At 70.0% G+C, this 15,099-nt stretch carries 13 protein-coding genes; 3 read left to right on the top strand and 10 right to left on the bottom strand.

Annotated elements, in window-relative coordinates:
- Nucleotides 1-7: 7 nt before the first annotated feature.
- The 8 genes from AC1RGU_RS19425 to AC1RGU_RS19390 form a co-directional block, all read right to left on the bottom strand.
- Nucleotides 8-979 (bottom strand): quinone oxidoreductase family protein, encoded by a 972-nt coding sequence (locus AC1RGU_RS19425; protein ID WP_492697439.1) that lies wholly within the window; start codon nt 977-979, stop codon nt 8-10.
- A gap of 43 nt (nt 980-1,022) precedes the next feature.
- Nucleotides 1,023-1,580 carry an RBBP9/YdeN family alpha/beta hydrolase gene (locus AC1RGU_RS19420; RefSeq protein WP_492697437.1) on the bottom strand — a complete coding sequence of 186 codons (558 nt, stop codon included), beginning with the start codon at nt 1,578-1,580 and terminating at the stop codon, nt 1,023-1,025.
- A 14-nt stretch (nt 1,581-1,594) separates the two neighbouring features.
- Nucleotides 1,595-2,578: a tripartite tricarboxylate transporter substrate binding protein gene (locus AC1RGU_RS19415; RefSeq protein ID WP_492697436.1), complete on the bottom strand. Its 984-nt coding sequence runs from the start codon at nt 2,576-2,578 to the stop codon at nt 1,595-1,597.
- Nucleotides 2,579-2,628: 50 nt separating this feature from the next.
- The gene (locus AC1RGU_RS19410; RefSeq protein WP_095948786.1) at nt 2,629-3,687 is read right to left on the bottom strand and encodes a beta-keto acid cleavage family enzyme; all 1,059 of its coding nucleotides are present in this window, start codon (nt 3,685-3,687) and stop codon (nt 2,629-2,631) included.
- A 55-nt stretch (nt 3,688-3,742) separates the two neighbouring features.
- Nucleotides 3,743-4,651 carry a TauD/TfdA dioxygenase family protein gene (locus AC1RGU_RS19405; RefSeq protein WP_492697435.1) on the bottom strand — a complete coding sequence of 303 codons (909 nt, stop codon included), beginning with the start codon at nt 4,649-4,651 and terminating at the stop codon, nt 3,743-3,745.
- Nucleotides 4,652-4,816: 165 nt separating this feature from the next.
- Nucleotides 4,817-7,513, bottom strand: a complete 2,697-nt coding sequence (locus tag AC1RGU_RS19400) for a winged helix-turn-helix domain-containing protein (protein WP_492697434.1) — start codon at nt 7,511-7,513, stop codon at nt 4,817-4,819.
- A gap of 46 nt (nt 7,514-7,559) precedes the next feature.
- Entirely contained in the window at nt 7,560-8,591 is a 1,032-nt protein-coding gene (locus tag AC1RGU_RS19395; protein WP_492697432.1) for an AraC family transcriptional regulator, read from the bottom strand.
- Nucleotides 8,592-8,614: 23 nt separating this feature from the next.
- Entirely contained in the window at nt 8,615-9,586 is a 972-nt protein-coding gene (locus tag AC1RGU_RS19390) for a quinone oxidoreductase family protein (protein ID WP_492697431.1), read from the bottom strand.
- A 197-nt stretch (nt 9,587-9,783) separates the two neighbouring features.
- Here AC1RGU_RS19390 and AC1RGU_RS19385 point away from each other — a divergent pair, with 197 nt between their 5' ends.
- Genes AC1RGU_RS19385 through AC1RGU_RS19375 form a run of 3 tightly spaced genes read left to right on the top strand, consistent with a single transcriptional unit; the run spans nt 9,784 to nt 12,738 of the window.
- Nucleotides 9,784-10,755: a Bug family tripartite tricarboxylate transporter substrate binding protein gene (locus AC1RGU_RS19385; protein ID WP_492697429.1), complete on the top strand. Its 972-nt coding sequence runs from the start codon at nt 9,784-9,786 to the stop codon at nt 10,753-10,755.
- Nucleotides 10,756-10,786: 31 nt separating this feature from the next.
- Nucleotides 10,787-11,629 carry a TauD/TfdA dioxygenase family protein gene (locus tag AC1RGU_RS19380; RefSeq protein WP_492697427.1) on the top strand — a complete coding sequence of 281 codons (843 nt, stop codon included), beginning with the start codon at nt 10,787-10,789 and terminating at the stop codon, nt 11,627-11,629.
- Between the two features lie 50 nt (nt 11,630-11,679).
- Nucleotides 11,680-12,738 (top strand): beta-keto acid cleavage family enzyme, encoded by a 1,059-nt coding sequence (locus AC1RGU_RS19375; protein ID WP_447746792.1) that lies wholly within the window; start codon nt 11,680-11,682, stop codon nt 12,736-12,738.
- Between the two features lie 91 nt (nt 12,739-12,829).
- Here AC1RGU_RS19375 and AC1RGU_RS19370 read toward each other — a convergent pair whose 3' ends face one another.
- Nucleotides 12,830-13,870 (bottom strand): AraC family transcriptional regulator, encoded by a 1,041-nt coding sequence (locus AC1RGU_RS19370; RefSeq protein ID WP_062477242.1) that lies wholly within the window; start codon nt 13,868-13,870, stop codon nt 12,830-12,832.
- Nucleotides 13,871-13,898: 28 nt separating this feature from the next.
- Entirely contained in the window at nt 13,899-14,879 is a 981-nt protein-coding gene (locus AC1RGU_RS19365) for a Bug family tripartite tricarboxylate transporter substrate binding protein (RefSeq protein WP_492697425.1), read from the bottom strand.
- Between the last annotated feature and the right edge of the window lie 220 nt (nt 14,880-15,099).

Raw genomic sequence — 15,099 nt, 5'->3', positions numbered from 1 at the left:
GAAAACCTCAGGGCACGAGCACGGTGGCGCCGGTGGTCTTGCGGCCTTCGAGCGCGCGGTGCGCTTCGGCCGCGTCGGCCAGTGCGAAGCTCTGCTGGGGTTCGCTCACGATGCGGCCGGCCAGCACGTGGCCGAACAACTCGTCGGCCATCGACAGCATGTGCGGGCGCGGGTGGATGTAGTGCACCATCGCCGGCCGCGTGAGCCAGATCGAGCCCTTGGCGGCCAGCACCTGCGAATCGACGACCACGGCGCCAGAAGACGTGCCGTTGCTCACGAGCGTGCCGCGCGGCTGCAGGCAGTCGAGCGAAGCCTCCAGCGTGTCCTTGCCCACAGAGTCGTACACGACCGGCACGCCCTTGCCCTCCGTGATCTCGCGCACGCGCTGGGCGATGTTCTCGCGCGAGGTCACGATGGTGTGGGTGCAACCGTTGGCTTTGGCAACGGACGCCTTCTCGTCGGTGCTGACGGTGCCGATCATGGTGACGCCCATCGCACGTGCCCACTGGCAGGCGATGAGGCCCACGCCACCAGCGGCTGCGTGGTACAGGATGGTCTCGCCGCCCTTGAGCGGATAGACCTGGCGGAACAGGTACTGCGCCGTCATGCCCTTCATCATCAACGTGGCGGCGGTGCGGTCCGAGATGCCATCGGGCAGCGGGATCAACACATCGGCCGGCATCACACGCACCTGCGAATACGCCCCTTGCGGCCCGATGAGATAGCCCACGCGATCGCCCACACGGATGTCGGTCACGCCCGGCCCCACGGCCTCGACCACGCCCACGGCATCGGAACCGAGGCCGTTGGGCAGTGCGAGCGGATAGCGCCCGGTACGGAAATAGATGTCGATGAAGTTGACGGCGATGAGGCTGTGGCGCACGCGCGCTTGCCCCGGGCCGGGCTCGCCGACCTCGACATGTTCGAGCTTGAGCACGTCGGCGCTGCCGGTCTCGTGGAAGCGGATGGCTTGGACCATGGGGAGTTTCTTTCGGTAGGAAGGGCGGGCAGGTAGAAAGGATTCAGCCCGCCGAGAGTTCGTCGATGAAGGCCTGCGCGCCCGGCCATTCGCCGTAGCCCGAGGCGGGGTTGAGGTGGCCGACCTCGCCGAGGTCGACCAGGCGGCTGCCCCAGCCCTGCGCCATCTGCACCACGCGATCGAACGGCGCCAGCGGGTCGTTGCGGCTCGCTGCCACGATGCTCGGGAACGGCAGCGGCCCGGTCGGCACCGGCAGCCAGCCGCCGGCGCGCAGGGCCTCGACGGTGGGGTAGCCCTCGGGCATCGGCCGCTCGAAGTCGGGCGGCGTGGCCAGCAGGGCGCCGCGCACCGGCCGGCGCGTGCGCTGCGCCCAGTGCGCCAGCATCACCACGCCGCCGCTGTGCGCCACGACGACCAGCGGCCCCTCGACCGCCTGCGCCTCGCGCTCGATGGCCGCCACGCGCGCGGCGCAGTCGAGGTCGTCGCGGCCCATGGGCGGCACCGCGCGCACGCGCGGCAGGCGTGCGGCCAGCAGGGTCTGCCAGTGGCTGGCGACGGCGTCGCGCAGGCCCGGAACGATGAGGACGGTGGGGGCGGTCATGTCGGCTTGCGCCCTCACTGGTTGAGCTGGATGTTGTAGGTCTTGACGATCCGCGCGTTGCGCTCGTACTCGTCATGCGTGATCTTCGCGAGCTGCTCGGGGCTCTCGCTGGTCATCGGCACGAAGTTCTGCGCGATGAGCCGCTCCCGCACCTTCGGCGAGGAGGCGGCCTTCGTGAGGACCGCATTGATCCGCCTGACGAGGTCGTCGGGCATCCTGGCCGACACGATGGCGCCGGCCCAGTTCGAGAAGTCGATCTCGTCGAAGCCCTGCTCGGCCATCGTGGGCACCTCCGGCAGCTGGGCCAGCCGGGTCTTGGCCCCGACCCCGAAGACCTTCACCTTGCCGGCCTTGATCAGCGGCAGCGACGTGACGATGCCGTCGAACAGGATGTCGACCTGGCTGCCCATCAGGTTCTGCAGCGCCGGCGGCGAGCCCGGGAACGGCACGTGCTGCAGGTCCAGCCCCGCCTTCCGGGCAAAGATGGCGCCGGCGTAGTGCGAGCTGGTGCCCGCGGAGTACGAGGCGTAGCTGCCCGGGCTGCCCTTGCCGGTCTTCAGGTAGGCGATGAGGCCTTTCAGGTCGTTGGCCGGCACCGACGGCGCGCTCACCAGCACCATCGCCGAGCGGGCCACCATGGTCACCGGCTTCACGTCCTTGACCGGGTCGAAGCTGGTCTTCATCACCAGGGGAATCTCGGTCAGGATGTTGCTGACCATGAACATGATGGTCTGCCCGTCGGGCGGCGCGCTGTTGAGCGCCTGCACCCCGATGGCGCCACCGGCGCCCGGCTTGTTGTCGACGATCACCGGCTGCCCGATCTCGGCCGAGATCGCGTCGGACAACACGCGGGCCACGACGTCCATGGTGCCGCCCGCGGGCGCCGGCACCACGATCCGCACCGGCTTGGTGGTCCAGGCATGGGCGAGCAGGGGCGCGGCGGCCAGAGCGGCTGCCCAGGGCTTCAGGCGGCGAAGGATGTTGTGGGTTTTTTTCATCGCGATGTCTCCAGGTGTTCTGGTGCCGGTGGTGCCAGTGGTGGGGGGGCTCAGGCCGCCTTGCGCAGGAAGCCCTGCTGCGCGCCGTTGCGGTTCGGCGCGAAGCCGTTGGCCGCCAGCGATTCCTCGACGGTGTCGTAGAACACGCCGATCTTCGAAATCTCGCGCGCCTGCTTCGCGGTGGCGATGGGGCGGCCGAACTGGCGCGAGATGGCCACCAGCTGCTCGACCTGCGCCACCGTGCCCATCTTGGCGGAGCGCGACTGGTTCCAGAGGTTGTCCTCGATGCCGCAGCGCACGTGCAGGCCCATGGCAATGCCCATCATGTTCACGGGCAGCACGTTGCGCATGGAGCTTTCCACCGTGAGCACCGCACCGTCGGGCACGGCACGCACGAAGTTGGCCAGGCTGTAGATGTTGGGCACGTCCATGCCGCCGCCGATGGCCACCCAGTTCATCACCAGCGGGCCCTTGTAGACGCCGCGGCGCATCAGCCGCTCGACCGAGTCGAAGCTGTTGATGTTGTAGCACTGGAAGGCGCTCTGGATGCCGGCCTTGGTGAGGCGGCGGATGTGTTCTTCGGCCCAGCCCGGCTGCGCGGGCACGGTCATTTCCTTGTAGGCGCGGTAGACCTCGGGGTCTTCCATCGAGGTGCCCCGGGTGTCGGCGTCGTCCCAGTGCTCGACCACGTTCATCTGCGAGGTGTTGATGGTCACCGTCACCTGGTCGGGCGTGGGCTCCAGTTCGGCCAGCATGTGGCGCGTGTCGTCGCTCAGCCACTTGGCGGCGGCGCCTTCGCTCTCGGGCGCGAAGCTGATCGAGCCGCCCACCTGGATGATCATTTCGGGCACGGCCTTGCGCACGCCGGCGATCAGCTCGTTGAACTTCGACAGCCGCTTGCTGCCCTTGCCGTCGAGCTCGCGCACGTGCAGGTGCAGCACCGTGGCGCCGGCGTTGTAGCAATCGACCGCCTTCTGGATCTGCTGCGCCATCGTGACGGGAATGTCTTCCGGAAAGTCGGCGGGCACCCACGACGGTGCGTAGGGCGCGGCGGTGATGACCAGCGGCTGCTGGTTTTCGGGGAACAGATGGCCGTCGAGAAAGTTCATGGCAGGACCTCGGGAGAAAGGAAGAAGGAAGGGAGAGGGCGCAGGACGTGCCCGCTCAGAAGACCGCGTCGCCGACGATGCCGGCGCGCTCCATCTTTCGATGGCAGGGCGGGTAGTCCATGACCGCGTAGTGCTGGGTCGAACGGTTGTCCCACATGGCCACGTCGCCCGGCTGCCAGCGCCAGCGCACCTGGTATTCGGGGATCTGCACCTGGCTCACGAGGTAGGCCAGCAGCAGCGCGGCGCCGGGCTGGTAGTCCTGCCCGTAGCGCACGTTGGCCGGCGTGTGGAAGTTGGTGAAGTGGGTCGTGAAGCCGTTGACGAACAAGATCTTCTCGCCCGTGTCGGGGTGCGTGCGCACCACCGGGTGCTCGGCGTCGGGAAACTGGGCCTTCAGCGCCAGGCGCTTCTCGATCGGCATCGCGGCGCCGAAGGTGGCCTCGATGCTGTGGCGCGCGCGCAGCCCGGAGATCTGCTGCTGGATGTGCGCGGGCAGCTTCTCGAAGGCCAGCGCCATGTTGGCCCACATGGTGTCGCCGCCCACCGGCGGGCACTCGACGCAGCGCAGCACGCAGCCGAAGGGCGGCTTCTCGCGCCAGGTGGCGTCGGTGTGCCAGCTGTTCTCGTAGCGGTCGACCGGCGTCTCGGGGTTCTTGTAGATGCGCACCAGGCCCGGGTGCTCGGGGTCGCTGCCGACCACGGGGTGGTCTTCCAGCTCGCCGAAGTGGCGGGCAAACGTGACGTGCTCGGCGCGCGTGAGTTCCTGCTGGCGGAAGAACAGCACCTTGTGCTGCACCAGCAGCGCGCGGATCTCGACCGCCAGGCCGGCGTCGCGCGAGGCCTCGGCCAGCGACACGTGGCGCAGCTCTGCGCCGATGGCGCAGGTCACGGGGTGGACCTGGAGGCCGCGCGTGTGCACGGCGGGGGCCCCGTTCGAGAGGCCTGGCTGGATCGTGGAACCCATGTGTCTTGTCTCCTGTGCCGGTCGGGGAGTGCCGCTGTGTCTTTGCGGCGGTGACCGTGCTGGAAGCAAGAATAGGTCGGGGCCCCTGCGCGCGCCCCCTCCTCGCAGGAGGGGGAGGCGGCCCTGGAGGGGAGGGAGAAACCCTCGGTGCCCGGCGGCGAGCCCTCAGTGCCCCGCGGCGAGCAGCCCCAGGATGCGCGCGCGCTGCACCACCTGCGTGCGGGTGCCGGCGTCGAGCTTGGCGAACAGGTTCTTCACATGCCACTTGACGGTGGTCTCGCCCACCTGCATGGCGCGCCCGATTTCCTTGTTCGACAGGTTGCGCGCCAGCAGCACCAGCACCTCGCCCTCCTTGGGCGTGAGCACGGCGCCAGGCGACGCCGGTGTTGCCGACGCGGGCGCAGGCAGCACGGCGGGCGCGAGCGGCGCGACCGCGATCTCGGCCTGCGCGCCCTCGGCCGCGAGCGTGCCGACCCAGGCGCCCAGCTCGGGGTGCGCGTCGGAGAACACGCGCTGCAGTCCGTAGGCGCGCGCCAGGTCCATGGCCTCGCGCAGCAGCGCCTGCGCCGGCTGGCCGCAGCGCTCCAGCGCCAGCGCGCGCAGGCCCAGCAGCTCGATGTGCAGGCCGCCCTGCTTGCGCTGGCGCGCCTGTTCGTCGGCACGCGCCAGCTTCGCGAGGGCGTCGGGCCAGTCGCGCGCGGCGATGGCCGCATGGGCGCGCGCCACGTCGCGCAGTGCCTCCACGCTGCGCCGCCACAGCGGGCCCTGCGGCAGCGTGGGGTCGGCCAGTTGCGCGTCGATGCGTTCGCACAGCTCGCGGCAGGTCTGGGCGCGGTGGCGCTGTGCATGCAGGCGCACCTGCTCGGCCAGGCTGGCGATGCGCAGCCGCGGCAGGCGCCGCGCGACGCCTGCCGCGTCGAGCGCGTCCAGCAGTTCCAGCGCGCGGTGCTCGGCGCCTTCGGCTGCCGCGATGCGCGCCGCCGTGCGGTAGGCCTGCAGCAGCGATTCGGGCAGGCCGCTGTGCTCCAGCACGTCGAGGCGGTCGGCCAGCAGCGTGGCGGCGTCGCCGGGCAGGTCGCGCTCCCAGGCCACCGACGCGAGCAGCGCGGCCAGGTTGCAGCTGAAGCGGTGGCGCCGGCCCATCTCGGCCTCGGCGCCGGCCACGGCGGGGCGCAGCAGCTGCTCGGCCAGCAGCACCTGGCCTTCCCACGCATAGCTCAGGCCGATGACCAGTTCGCTCCAGCGCCGGATGTAGTCGACGCCGTGGCCCGGGTGCCCGCGCAGGGCCTGCTGCTGGCGCAGGCGCGCGAGCGCCGGCTCGCCCTCGAGCAGCGCGCGGTAGGCCATGCGGTTGGCGTGCGACTGCAGCAGCAGCGGGTCGGTCAGCGGCACGGCCTCGGTCCAGGGCGCGTGCAGTTCGACGAAGCGGTCGGGGTCGTCCGCGAACACGGCCGCGCCGCCGAGGATCAGCGCGCATTCGCAGCGCAACGCATCGCTCACATCGGGCTGCGCCAGGATGCGCGCCACGAAGCGGCCGGCTTCTTCATGCCGCTCGCTCGATGCGAGCGTCCATGCCGCGGCCAGCAGCAGGCGCGGGCGGCGGTCGAGTTCGTCGGCCGGCATCTGCGCCATCCATTCGAGCACCGTGGCCTGCCGGCCGCGCCGCATGAGCGATTCGTACAGGCTGCGCTCCGCGAGCTCGTAGGCGGTCTGGTGCTGGCCCGCGCTCAGCGCGTGGTGGGCGGCCTCGTCGAGCAGCTCGTGCGCGGCCAGCCACTGCGCGGCGCGCGCATGCGCCGCCACCTGCTCGGCGGCGTCGAGCGCGGCGAAGCGTTGGCGCAGCACGTCGCGCGCCAGCGCATGCATGCGCAGCCACTCGCCCCCTTCGGCGGCGGCGAACACCGGCGTGTCGTTGCTCAACCGCGCCAGCCGCGCCGCGGCGTCGTCGACGCCGGAGACGGCGCGGCACAGCTCGGGGTGCAGCAGGTCGAGCACGGCGATGCGGGCCAGGAAGTCGCGGTCGTCGGGGTCGAGGTTGACCAGCAGCAGCCGCACCAGCTCGCCCTGCAGCTCGCCGGCGGCGGCCGTCATGTCGCCCAGCACCGTGTGCGCGGCGTGCGCGTCGGCCCCGCGCGCGATGATGGTCGTGGCCAGCTGCAGGCCCAGCGGCCAGCCTTCGGTCAGCTCGTGCAGCCGGGCGGCGGTGTTGCGGTCGACGCGCGCGCCGAAGCGCGCCTGCACCAGCTGCAGTGTCTCGTCGAGGCTGAACTTCAGCAGCGCCGGGCCGATCTCCACGCACTGCCCGTAGGCCACGAGGTCCTCGATGTCGAGCCGGCCGTCGGGGCGCGTGGCAATGAGCGTGCGCACGTTGGGCGGCGCGTTGCGCAGCAAGTAGGCCAGCGCCTCGCGCGAGGCCGGCGGCAGGCGGTCGGCCTCGTCGATGACCAGCACCACGTTCAAGGCCGCCTGCGCCAGCTCAGCCAGCAGCGCGGTGATGCTGCCGAGCGTGCCGGGCCGGTCGTCCTGGAACAGGCTGCGCCCGAACGCGGGGCGACCCATGGCGACGCGCAGCGCCAGCGCCAGGCTCTGCACCAGCCGGCCCGGGTCGTCCTGGCTCTGCGCCGAGACCCAGCCGACCGGCACGCCCAGGCCCAGGTACTCCAGCCGCCACTGCGCCAGCAGCGAGGTCTTGCCGAAGCCCGACGGCGCCTGCACCACGAACACCGCGTGGTCGCGCAGCGCGTCGGCGCTCGACAGGAGCCGCGCGCGCGAGACCAGGTGACGCGGGACACGGGGCGGCGTCACCTTGAGCAGCAGGTCGCGCGGGGCGCCGCTCGCATCGGGGGGCGGGAAAGTGGCCAAGGCTCGTTCGTGCTCGTGGAGGGAAGAACGGGCCCGATTCTCCACGTCAATCGCGCGAGGCCGAAGCGCGGCGCGGCGCCCCCCGCCGCGCGCGGCTGGCCTTCGCGCTGCAGCCGTACTGCGCATGGAACCAGCGCGAGAGCCCGCTGGGCGCGCAGAAGCCGAGCAGGCCCGCGACCTCGGCCAGCGGGCGGTCGCCCTCCAGCACATGGCGCACGGCGAGTTCCTTGCGCACGTCGTTGACGATGGCCGAGAAGCTCTGCCCGTCGTCCGCGAGCCGGCGCTGGATCGTGCGGCATTCCACGCCCACGTGCGCCGACACCTGCGCGATGCTGCAGCGCCCGCTGGGCAGGAGCAGCAGCACCGCGCGCCGCACGTCGCCCGGCAGCGCGTCGCCGGGCGCAGGCGCCGCCGCGTCGAGCAGCTGCCGCGCATAGCGCGCCATGGCCGGGTCGGCCGAGGGGTTGGGCGCGTCCAGGTCGTCGCGCGCGCAGACGATGCCGTGGAAGTCCTGGTCGAAGGCGACGGCCGGGCCCAGCACGCGATGGTGCGTGCGCAGGTCGCGCGGCGCGGGGTGCGCCAGGCACACGCGCCGGGGCTGCCAGTCGGCGCCGAGGAACTGGCGCAGCAGGCGCAGCATCACGCCCAGCGCCAGTTCGATGCGCTGGCGCGTGGCGCGGTGCGCCTTGCCGGGCTGCACTTCCTCGCGGATGACCACCACCTGGCCGAAGGCCTCGACCATCAGCGACAGCGAGCCGTTGAGCAGCGGCTGGTAGCGCATCAGCACGTCGAGCGAATCGCGCAGCGTCGGCTGCTCGCGCACCAGCAGGCCGACGGCCCCGAGGTTCGACAGCCGCCGGCCCTCGGCCATGCACAGCCCGAAGCTGTCGTTGCCCGAACGCTCGGCCGAGGCCTGCAGCAGTGCGGCGACGCGGTCGACCGGAATCATCAGGTCGGGCTCGTCCAGCACGCGGGGGTTCAGGCCGGCGTCCAGGAGCATGCGCACCGGGTCCAGGCCGCTGGCGCGGGCGACCTCGCTGTAGTGGGTGAGGCTTGCCGCGCGGACCAGGGAGGACATCGCAAGTCCGCACGTGGTAGCTCTCAGGGCACGAGCACGGTGGCGCCGGTGGTCTTGCGGCCTTCGAGCGCGCGGTGCGCTTCGGCGGCGTCGGCCAGTGCGAAGCTCTGCTGCGGCTCGCTCACGATGCGACCGGCCAGCACGTGGCCGAAGAGTTCGTCGGCCATCGACAGCATGTGCGGGCGCGGGTGGATGTAGTGAACCATCGCGGGCCGCGTGAGCCAGATCGAGCCCTTCGCCGCCAACAGCTTGGTGTCGAGGACCACGGCGCCCGACGACGTGCCGTTGCTCACGAGCGTGCCGCGTGGCTGCAGGCAATCGAGCGAAGCCTCCAGCGTGTCCTTGCCTACCGAGTCGTACACCACGGGCACGCCCTTGCCCTCGGTGATCTCGCGCACGCGCTGGGCGATGTTCTCGCGCGAGGTCACGATGGTGTGGGTGCAGCCGTTGGCTTTGGCGACGGCGGCCTTTTCGTCAGTACTGACGGTGCCGATCATCGTCACGCCCATCGCACGCGCCCACTGGCAGGCGATGAGGCCCACGCCGCCGGCGGCTGCGTGGTACAGGATGGTCTCGCCGCCCTTGAGTGGATAGACCTGGCGGAATAGGTACTGCGCCGTCATGCCCTTCATCATCAACGTGGCGGCGGTGCGGTCCGAGATGCCATCCGGCAAAGGGATCAACACATCAGCGGGCATCACGCGCACTTGCGAGTACGCCCCTTGCGGCCCGATGAGATAGCCCACGCGATCGCCCACACGGATGTCGGTCACGCCCGACCCCACGGCCTCGACCACGCCCACGGCGTCGGAACCGAGCCCGTTGGGCAGTGCGAGCGGATAGCGCCCGGTGCGGAAATAGATGTCGATGAAGTTGACGGCGATGAGGCTGTGGCGCACGCGCGCCTGCCCCGGGCCGGGTTCACCGACCTCGACGTGTTCGAGCTTGAGCACGTCGGCGCTGCCGGTTTCGTGGAAGCGGATGGCCTGGTTCATGGTGCGTCTCCTGGGGTGTACGGGGGCTGGATGGAACGGATTCTTGCGGCGCGTGGCGGCGGCGGGAAGCGTGGTCTTGGCGATGTCCCAAATTGGCAAATCGATGCCCCAATAAAGCAAGAAATGCGGGCGGGGTGCGCCGGATACTGGCGGCATCGGCCCACCGAGGCCTGCGAGACAACAACCGGAGACACCCCATGAAACTGCTGCAATTTGCACGCGCCGCCGCCGTGGCGCTGGTCGGATGCTCGATGGCCCTCGGGGCCTGGGCGCTGGGCGACAAGCCCGTCAAGCTCATCGTTCCCGCGCCGCCGGGCGGCACGATGGACATCGTCGCCCGCGTCGTCGGGCAGCAGATGGCGCTGGACATCGGCCGCCCCGTGATCGTCGAGAACCGCCCCGGCGCGGGCGGCTCCATCGGCCTGCAGGCCATGCTGCAGGCGCCGGCCGACGGCAACACCATCGTGATGGCCGCCAGCAACGTGCTGGCCGAGACGCCGCAGGTCGTGAAGATGCCCTTCGATCCGCTCAAGGACGTGGTGCCCATCGGCTCGGTCGCGCGCTCGGGCGTGGTGCTCGTCACGGCCGCGAACTTCCCGGCCAAGGACTTCCAGGGCCTCGTCGCCGAACTGAAGGCGCGCAAGGGCAAGGCCAGCTTCGCCAGCTACAGCCCCGGCACCGTGTCGCAGTACGCGGGCCTCATCCTCAGCGACCGCGCCGGGCTCGACCTGCAGCACATCGGCTACCCCGGCTCGCCGCCCGCGCTGCAGGACCTGCTGGGCGGCCAGGTCGACCTGATGTTCGACGGCATGCTCACCTCGATGCCGCTCATCAAGGCCGGCAAGCTGCGCCCCTATGCCTTCACCGGCAAGACCCGCTCGCGCTTCCTGCCCGACTTGCCCACCACCACCGAGCTGGGCTACCCCGACCTGCAGTTCCGCGGCTGGGTCGGCTTCATCGGTTCCGCCAAGCTGCCGGCCGACGTGATGGCCAGGCTGCATGCCGCGATCGAGAAGGCCGGCCAGGCGCCCGCCGTGCAGCAGAAGCTGCTCGACGTGGGCCTGGAGCCCGAGCTCAGCGTCGACACGCCCGCGCTCATCGCCGAGACGAAGGCGCTGTCCGAGCGCAACGCGGCCATCGTCAAGAAGTACCGCATCCAGGCGAACTGAGCGGCACGCGCCATTCCATCGGAGACCTCTCATGAAGATCAGACCCCTCACGCCGTCCATCGGCGCCGAAATCTCGGACGTCCACCTGGGCGAGGCCTCGCGCGACCCCGAGTGCTTCGCGTCGATCCGCGCCGCGCTGCTCAAGCACAAGGTGCTTTTCTTTCGCGGCCAGGACATCGAGCGCGCCGAGCACGTCGCCTTCGCACGCTGCTTCGGCGAACTGGAAGACCACCCCGTGGTCGGCAGCGACCCCGAGCACCCGGGCCTCGTGCGCATCTACCGCAGCGACAACAAGCACAGCTACGAGAACACCTACCACTGCGACGGCCTGTGGCGCCAGAGCCCCGCGATGGGCGCGGTGCTGCGCTGCATCGAATGCCCCGAGGTCGGCGGCGACACCATCTGGGTGAACATGGTGCAGGCGCACGACGAGCTGCCCGACGAGATCAAGCACAAGATCGGCAAGCTGCGCGCCAAGGCCAGCATCGAGCATTCCTTCGGCGCCGTGATGCCGATGGAAGCGCGCCTCAAGCTGGGCCAGGACCATCCGCCCGTGGAGCACCCCGTGGTGCGCACGCACCCCGAGACCGGCGAGAAGGTGCTCTACGTGGGCAGCTTCACCACGCACTTCGTGAACTACAGCACCCCCGAGAACGTGCGCCACGGCATCGACAAGACACCGGGCGCGGCGCTGCTGCTGAACTACCTGCTCAGCCGCGCCACCATTCCCGAGTACCAGGTGCGCTGGTCGTGGCGGCCGGGCGACGTGGTCGTCTGGGACAACCGCAGCACGCAGCACTACGCGCTGAACGACTACTGGCCCGCGCCACGAAAGATGGAACGCGCCGGCATCGTCGGCGACGTGCCGTACTGAACATCGCCCCCGCATCCGCCCCCTGCCTCGCCACCTGACAGACGCACGCCATGAACTTCCTCGACGGCCATCTCTTTCCCGAAAACCAGCAGCCGCTGATCATCACCGCCGCGCCCTATGCACCGGGCTGGCTTCCTTCCGACTTCCCGGGCGAGATCCCGGTCACGATGGAAGAGCAGATCCAGAAGGCGGTCGACTGCTACAACGCCGGCGCCACCGTGCTGCACCTGCATGTGCGCGAGCTCGACGGCAAGGGCAGCAAGCGGCTGTCCAAGTTCAACGAGCTGATCGCCGGCGTGCGCAAGGCGGTGCCCGAAATGATCATCCAGGTGGGCGGCTCGATCAGCTTCGCGCCCGAGAGCGAAGGCGCCGCCGCCAAGTGGCTCAGCGACGACACGCGCCACATGCTGGCCGAACTGGAGCCCACGCCCGACCAGGTGACGGTGACGGTCAACACCTCGCAGATGAACGTCACGGAGCACGCCGAGCTGGCCGACTTCAAAGGCACCTCGCGCGAAATCCCGGCCATCTTCGAGGCCTACAAGGAGATGACGGTGCCGGCGCAGCCGGGCTGGGTCGAGGAGCACATCCGCCGCCTCACGAAGGCGGGCATCCAGAGCGCCTTCCAGTGCTACAACATCAACAGCTTCGAGTCGGTCGAACGGCTCATGCGGCGCGGCGTCTACAAGGGCCCGCTGGTGATGAACTGGGTGGCGATCAGCGGCGGCATGGACGCGCCGAACATCTACAACCTCGCCAACTTCGTGCGCGCCGTGCCCGACGGCGCCGTGCTCACGGTGGAAAGCTCGGTGCGCAACGTGCTGCCCGTGAACATGATGGGCATTGCCATGGGCCTGCACGTGCGCTGCGGCACCGAGGACGTGCTGTGGAACCAGACGCGCACCGCCAAGATCGGCACCGTGGCGCAGATCGAGCAGCTGGTCGCCATCTCGCGCCAGTTCGGCCGCCCCATCGCCACGGCGCAGCAGGCGCGCGAGATCTCGAAGATCGGCGTGTTCTACGAGACGGCCGAAGAGTCGCTCGCGGCCAACGGCTTCGCGCCGAACCGCAACGGAGGCAACCAGGGCTTCCTGCGCAAGGCGGCCTGAGAAGGACGATGGCGATGACGAGGCGTTTCACGCACGCCGCCTGGCGCCTGCTGGAGGGCATCGCGCATGCCCTGCGCCACGAAGACCTGGTTCAGAACGCGCGCACCGCGCCCTGAGCCACCGCGCCGGCCGTCTGCTTGCTCCACTGCGAGGCGCTGCAGCCGAAGTGGTGGCGGAACCAGTGGCTGAAGCTGCTGGGCCCCGAAAACCCCAGCAGCTCGGCCACCTCGCTCAGCGGCAGGTCGCTGTCGCGCAGGTGGCGTTTCACGAGGTCGGAGCGCACGTCGTCGAGCAGGCGGCTGAAGGTGAGGCCTTCGGCCTCGAGCCGGCGGTGCAGCGTGCGGCGGTCCACGCGCAGGTGCCGCGCCACTTCCTGCGCCGTGCAGCCGCCGCCGGGCATCAGCGCCAGGATGAGTTCGCGGCAGGCTTCGCGCGTGCTCTCGCCGCGGTCTTTCAGCGCGGCCTCGAGGTACTCGCGCGCGAAACGCGCCACGCCCTGGTCGCCCGATTCGCGCGGCTTGCGCAGGTCGGCCGCCAGGCACACGAGGCCGTTGAAATCCTGGTTGAACTTGACGTTGCGACCGAAGAAGGCGCGGTGCGCCGCCATGTCCGCCGGCGGGCGGTGCGTGAAGCACACCTGCTGCGGGCGCCACTGCGGATCGATGAGTTCGCCGAGGATGCGGAACATGATGCCCACGGCCAGCTCCATCGACTGGCGCATCGGCAGCCCGGGGCTGGGCAGCAGGTCTTCCTGGATGATGACCATGTCGCCCGTGTCCTCCAGGCGAAAGCTCAGCGAGGCGTTCACCAGCTTCAGGTAGCGGCCCAGCGTGTCGAGCGCGTCGCGCGGCGTGGGCTCTTCCTTCAGCACGACGCTGATGGGCCCTAGCGCCGAGAGCTTGCGCTGCGCCGCCAGCCGCAGCGCGAAATCTTCGGTGCGCGTGGCGCGCGCGGTGATCTCGAGCAGTTCGCGCACCGCGTCGCCGGGGATCAGCGTCTCGGGGTGCTCGAGCAGTTGCGCCTTCAGCCCCACGGTGCGCATGAAGGCATGCGGGTCGCGGCCGAGCGACTGCACCAGCTCCACGTAGCCGCTGAGGCTCGCGCTGCGCATCAGTCGACCGAGGTGCTTCATGGTGGCTGTGGGAAGGGCCCCGTGATGTTCACTCGGGGCTGATCTTGAGTTGCAGTTTCTCGATGATGGCCCGATTGTGGGCGGTCGTGGCGTCCAGCGTCTGGCGCAGCTGCACCAGCGTCGCCTCGCGCGGCGGATCGTAATTCTGCGCGAGCAGCGCCTCGCGGAACTTCGGCGCCTGCACGGCCCGGGCCACCTCGGCGCGGATTTTCTCCTGCAGCGCCGGCGGCATGCTGCTGAGCACGAACACGCCCACGCTCGCATCGGGCATCACGAAGTCGGGCAGGCCCAGCTCGCCGAAGGTGGGCACGTCGGGCAGGAAGCGCGAGCGCTTCGATGAGGCCACGGCCAGCGCCTTGATCTTGCCGCTGCGGATCAGCGAGGTGACGTTGCTCACCACCTCGAAGGTCAGCTGCACCTGGTTGCCCATGAGGTCGACCAGCGCCGGTGCCGAGCCCTTGTACGGCACCACGAGGATGTCGTTGCCGCTGCGCGCGCGCAACATCTCGCCCAGCAGGTTGGAGCGCGTGCCCGTGCTCAGGTTGGCCACGCTGACCGAGCGCGGGTGAGTCTTGGCATGTGCCAGCAGGTCGTTCACCGTGTTCGGCGGGAAGCTGGCGTTGGCCACCAGCACATGGAACATGCCCGTCACCTCGCCGACGTAGGTGAAGGTCTTGAGCGGGTCGAAGGGCGTCTTCACCGTGAGCGGAATGTCGGACAGCACGCTCGACGGCCCGACCATCAGCGTGTAGCCGTCGGCCGGCGCGGCCATCAGCGCGCGCTCGGCGATGACGGCGGAGCCGCCCGGCTTGTTGTCCACCAGCACGGTCTGGCCGAGGTTCGTGCGCAGCTGTTCGGCGAGCAGCCGCGCCGCCGCGTCGGAGATGCCGCCCGGCGGCGCGGGCACGATCAGCCGAATGGGCTTGTCGGGCCAGGCCTGGGCCGAGGCCGTGCCGCAGCACAGCGCGGCCAGGAAGAGAAGGGAGGCTCGCAGCAGATGCAGACACATGGTTCGTCCTCAGGTGGAAGAGACAAAGGCGTGCGGATTCTGTGGCGCCACCTCCTTTGAATGCTTGGCGCCACGCGTCGGCCACTTGCCCAATCGCGACAGCGACACCTGTCTTTGCACGCGCCGTTCCAATGCCCCAGAAAGACAAAACCGCGCCCCGGATGAGCAAGAAGTTTTCGCAGCTGCGCCAGAAACTTTGGCTGCAAGCGCAACCTTTTCA

The sequence above is a fragment of the Variovorax sp. GW823-FHT02B07 genome (genome assembly GCF_058797695.1).
The sequence above is the reverse complement of the archived record's forward strand: the minus strand, read 5'-3'. Positions and strand labels throughout refer to the sequence as shown.

Excerpts from the sequence above, each read along its gene's own strand:
- AC1RGU_RS19425 (WP_492697439.1), bottom strand. The coding sequence starts at position 979 with ATGGTCCAAGCCATCCGCTTCCACGAGACCGGCAGCGCCGACGTGCTC.
- AC1RGU_RS19420 (WP_492697437.1), bottom strand. The coding sequence starts at position 1,580 with ATGACCGCCCCCACCGTCCTCATCGTTCCGGGCCTGCGCGACGCCGTC.
- AC1RGU_RS19415 (WP_492697436.1), bottom strand. The coding sequence starts at position 2,578 with ATGAAAAAAACCCACAACATCCTTCGCCGCCTGAAGCCCTGGGCAGCC.
- AC1RGU_RS19410 (WP_095948786.1), bottom strand. The coding sequence starts at position 3,687 with ATGAACTTTCTCGACGGCCATCTGTTCCCCGAAAACCAGCAGCCGCTG.
- AC1RGU_RS19405 (WP_492697435.1), bottom strand. The coding sequence starts at position 4,651 with ATGGGTTCCACGATCCAGCCAGGCCTCTCGAACGGGGCCCCCGCCGTG.
- AC1RGU_RS19395 (WP_492697432.1), bottom strand. The coding sequence starts at position 8,591 with ATGTCCTCCCTGGTCCGCGCGGCAAGCCTCACCCACTACAGCGAGGTC.
- AC1RGU_RS19390 (WP_492697431.1), bottom strand. The coding sequence starts at position 9,586 with ATGAACCAGGCCATCCGCTTCCACGAAACCGGCAGCGCCGACGTGCTC.
- AC1RGU_RS19385 (WP_492697429.1), top strand. The coding sequence starts at position 9,784 with ATGAAACTGCTGCAATTTGCACGCGCCGCCGCCGTGGCGCTGGTCGGA.
- AC1RGU_RS19380 (WP_492697427.1), top strand. The coding sequence starts at position 10,787 with ATGAAGATCAGACCCCTCACGCCGTCCATCGGCGCCGAAATCTCGGAC.
- AC1RGU_RS19375 (WP_447746792.1), top strand. The coding sequence starts at position 11,680 with ATGAACTTCCTCGACGGCCATCTCTTTCCCGAAAACCAGCAGCCGCTG.
- AC1RGU_RS19370 (WP_062477242.1), bottom strand. The coding sequence starts at position 13,870 with ATGAAGCACCTCGGTCGACTGATGCGCAGCGCGAGCCTCAGCGGCTAC.
- AC1RGU_RS19365 (WP_492697425.1), bottom strand. The coding sequence starts at position 14,879 with ATGTGTCTGCATCTGCTGCGAGCCTCCCTTCTCTTCCTGGCCGCGCTG.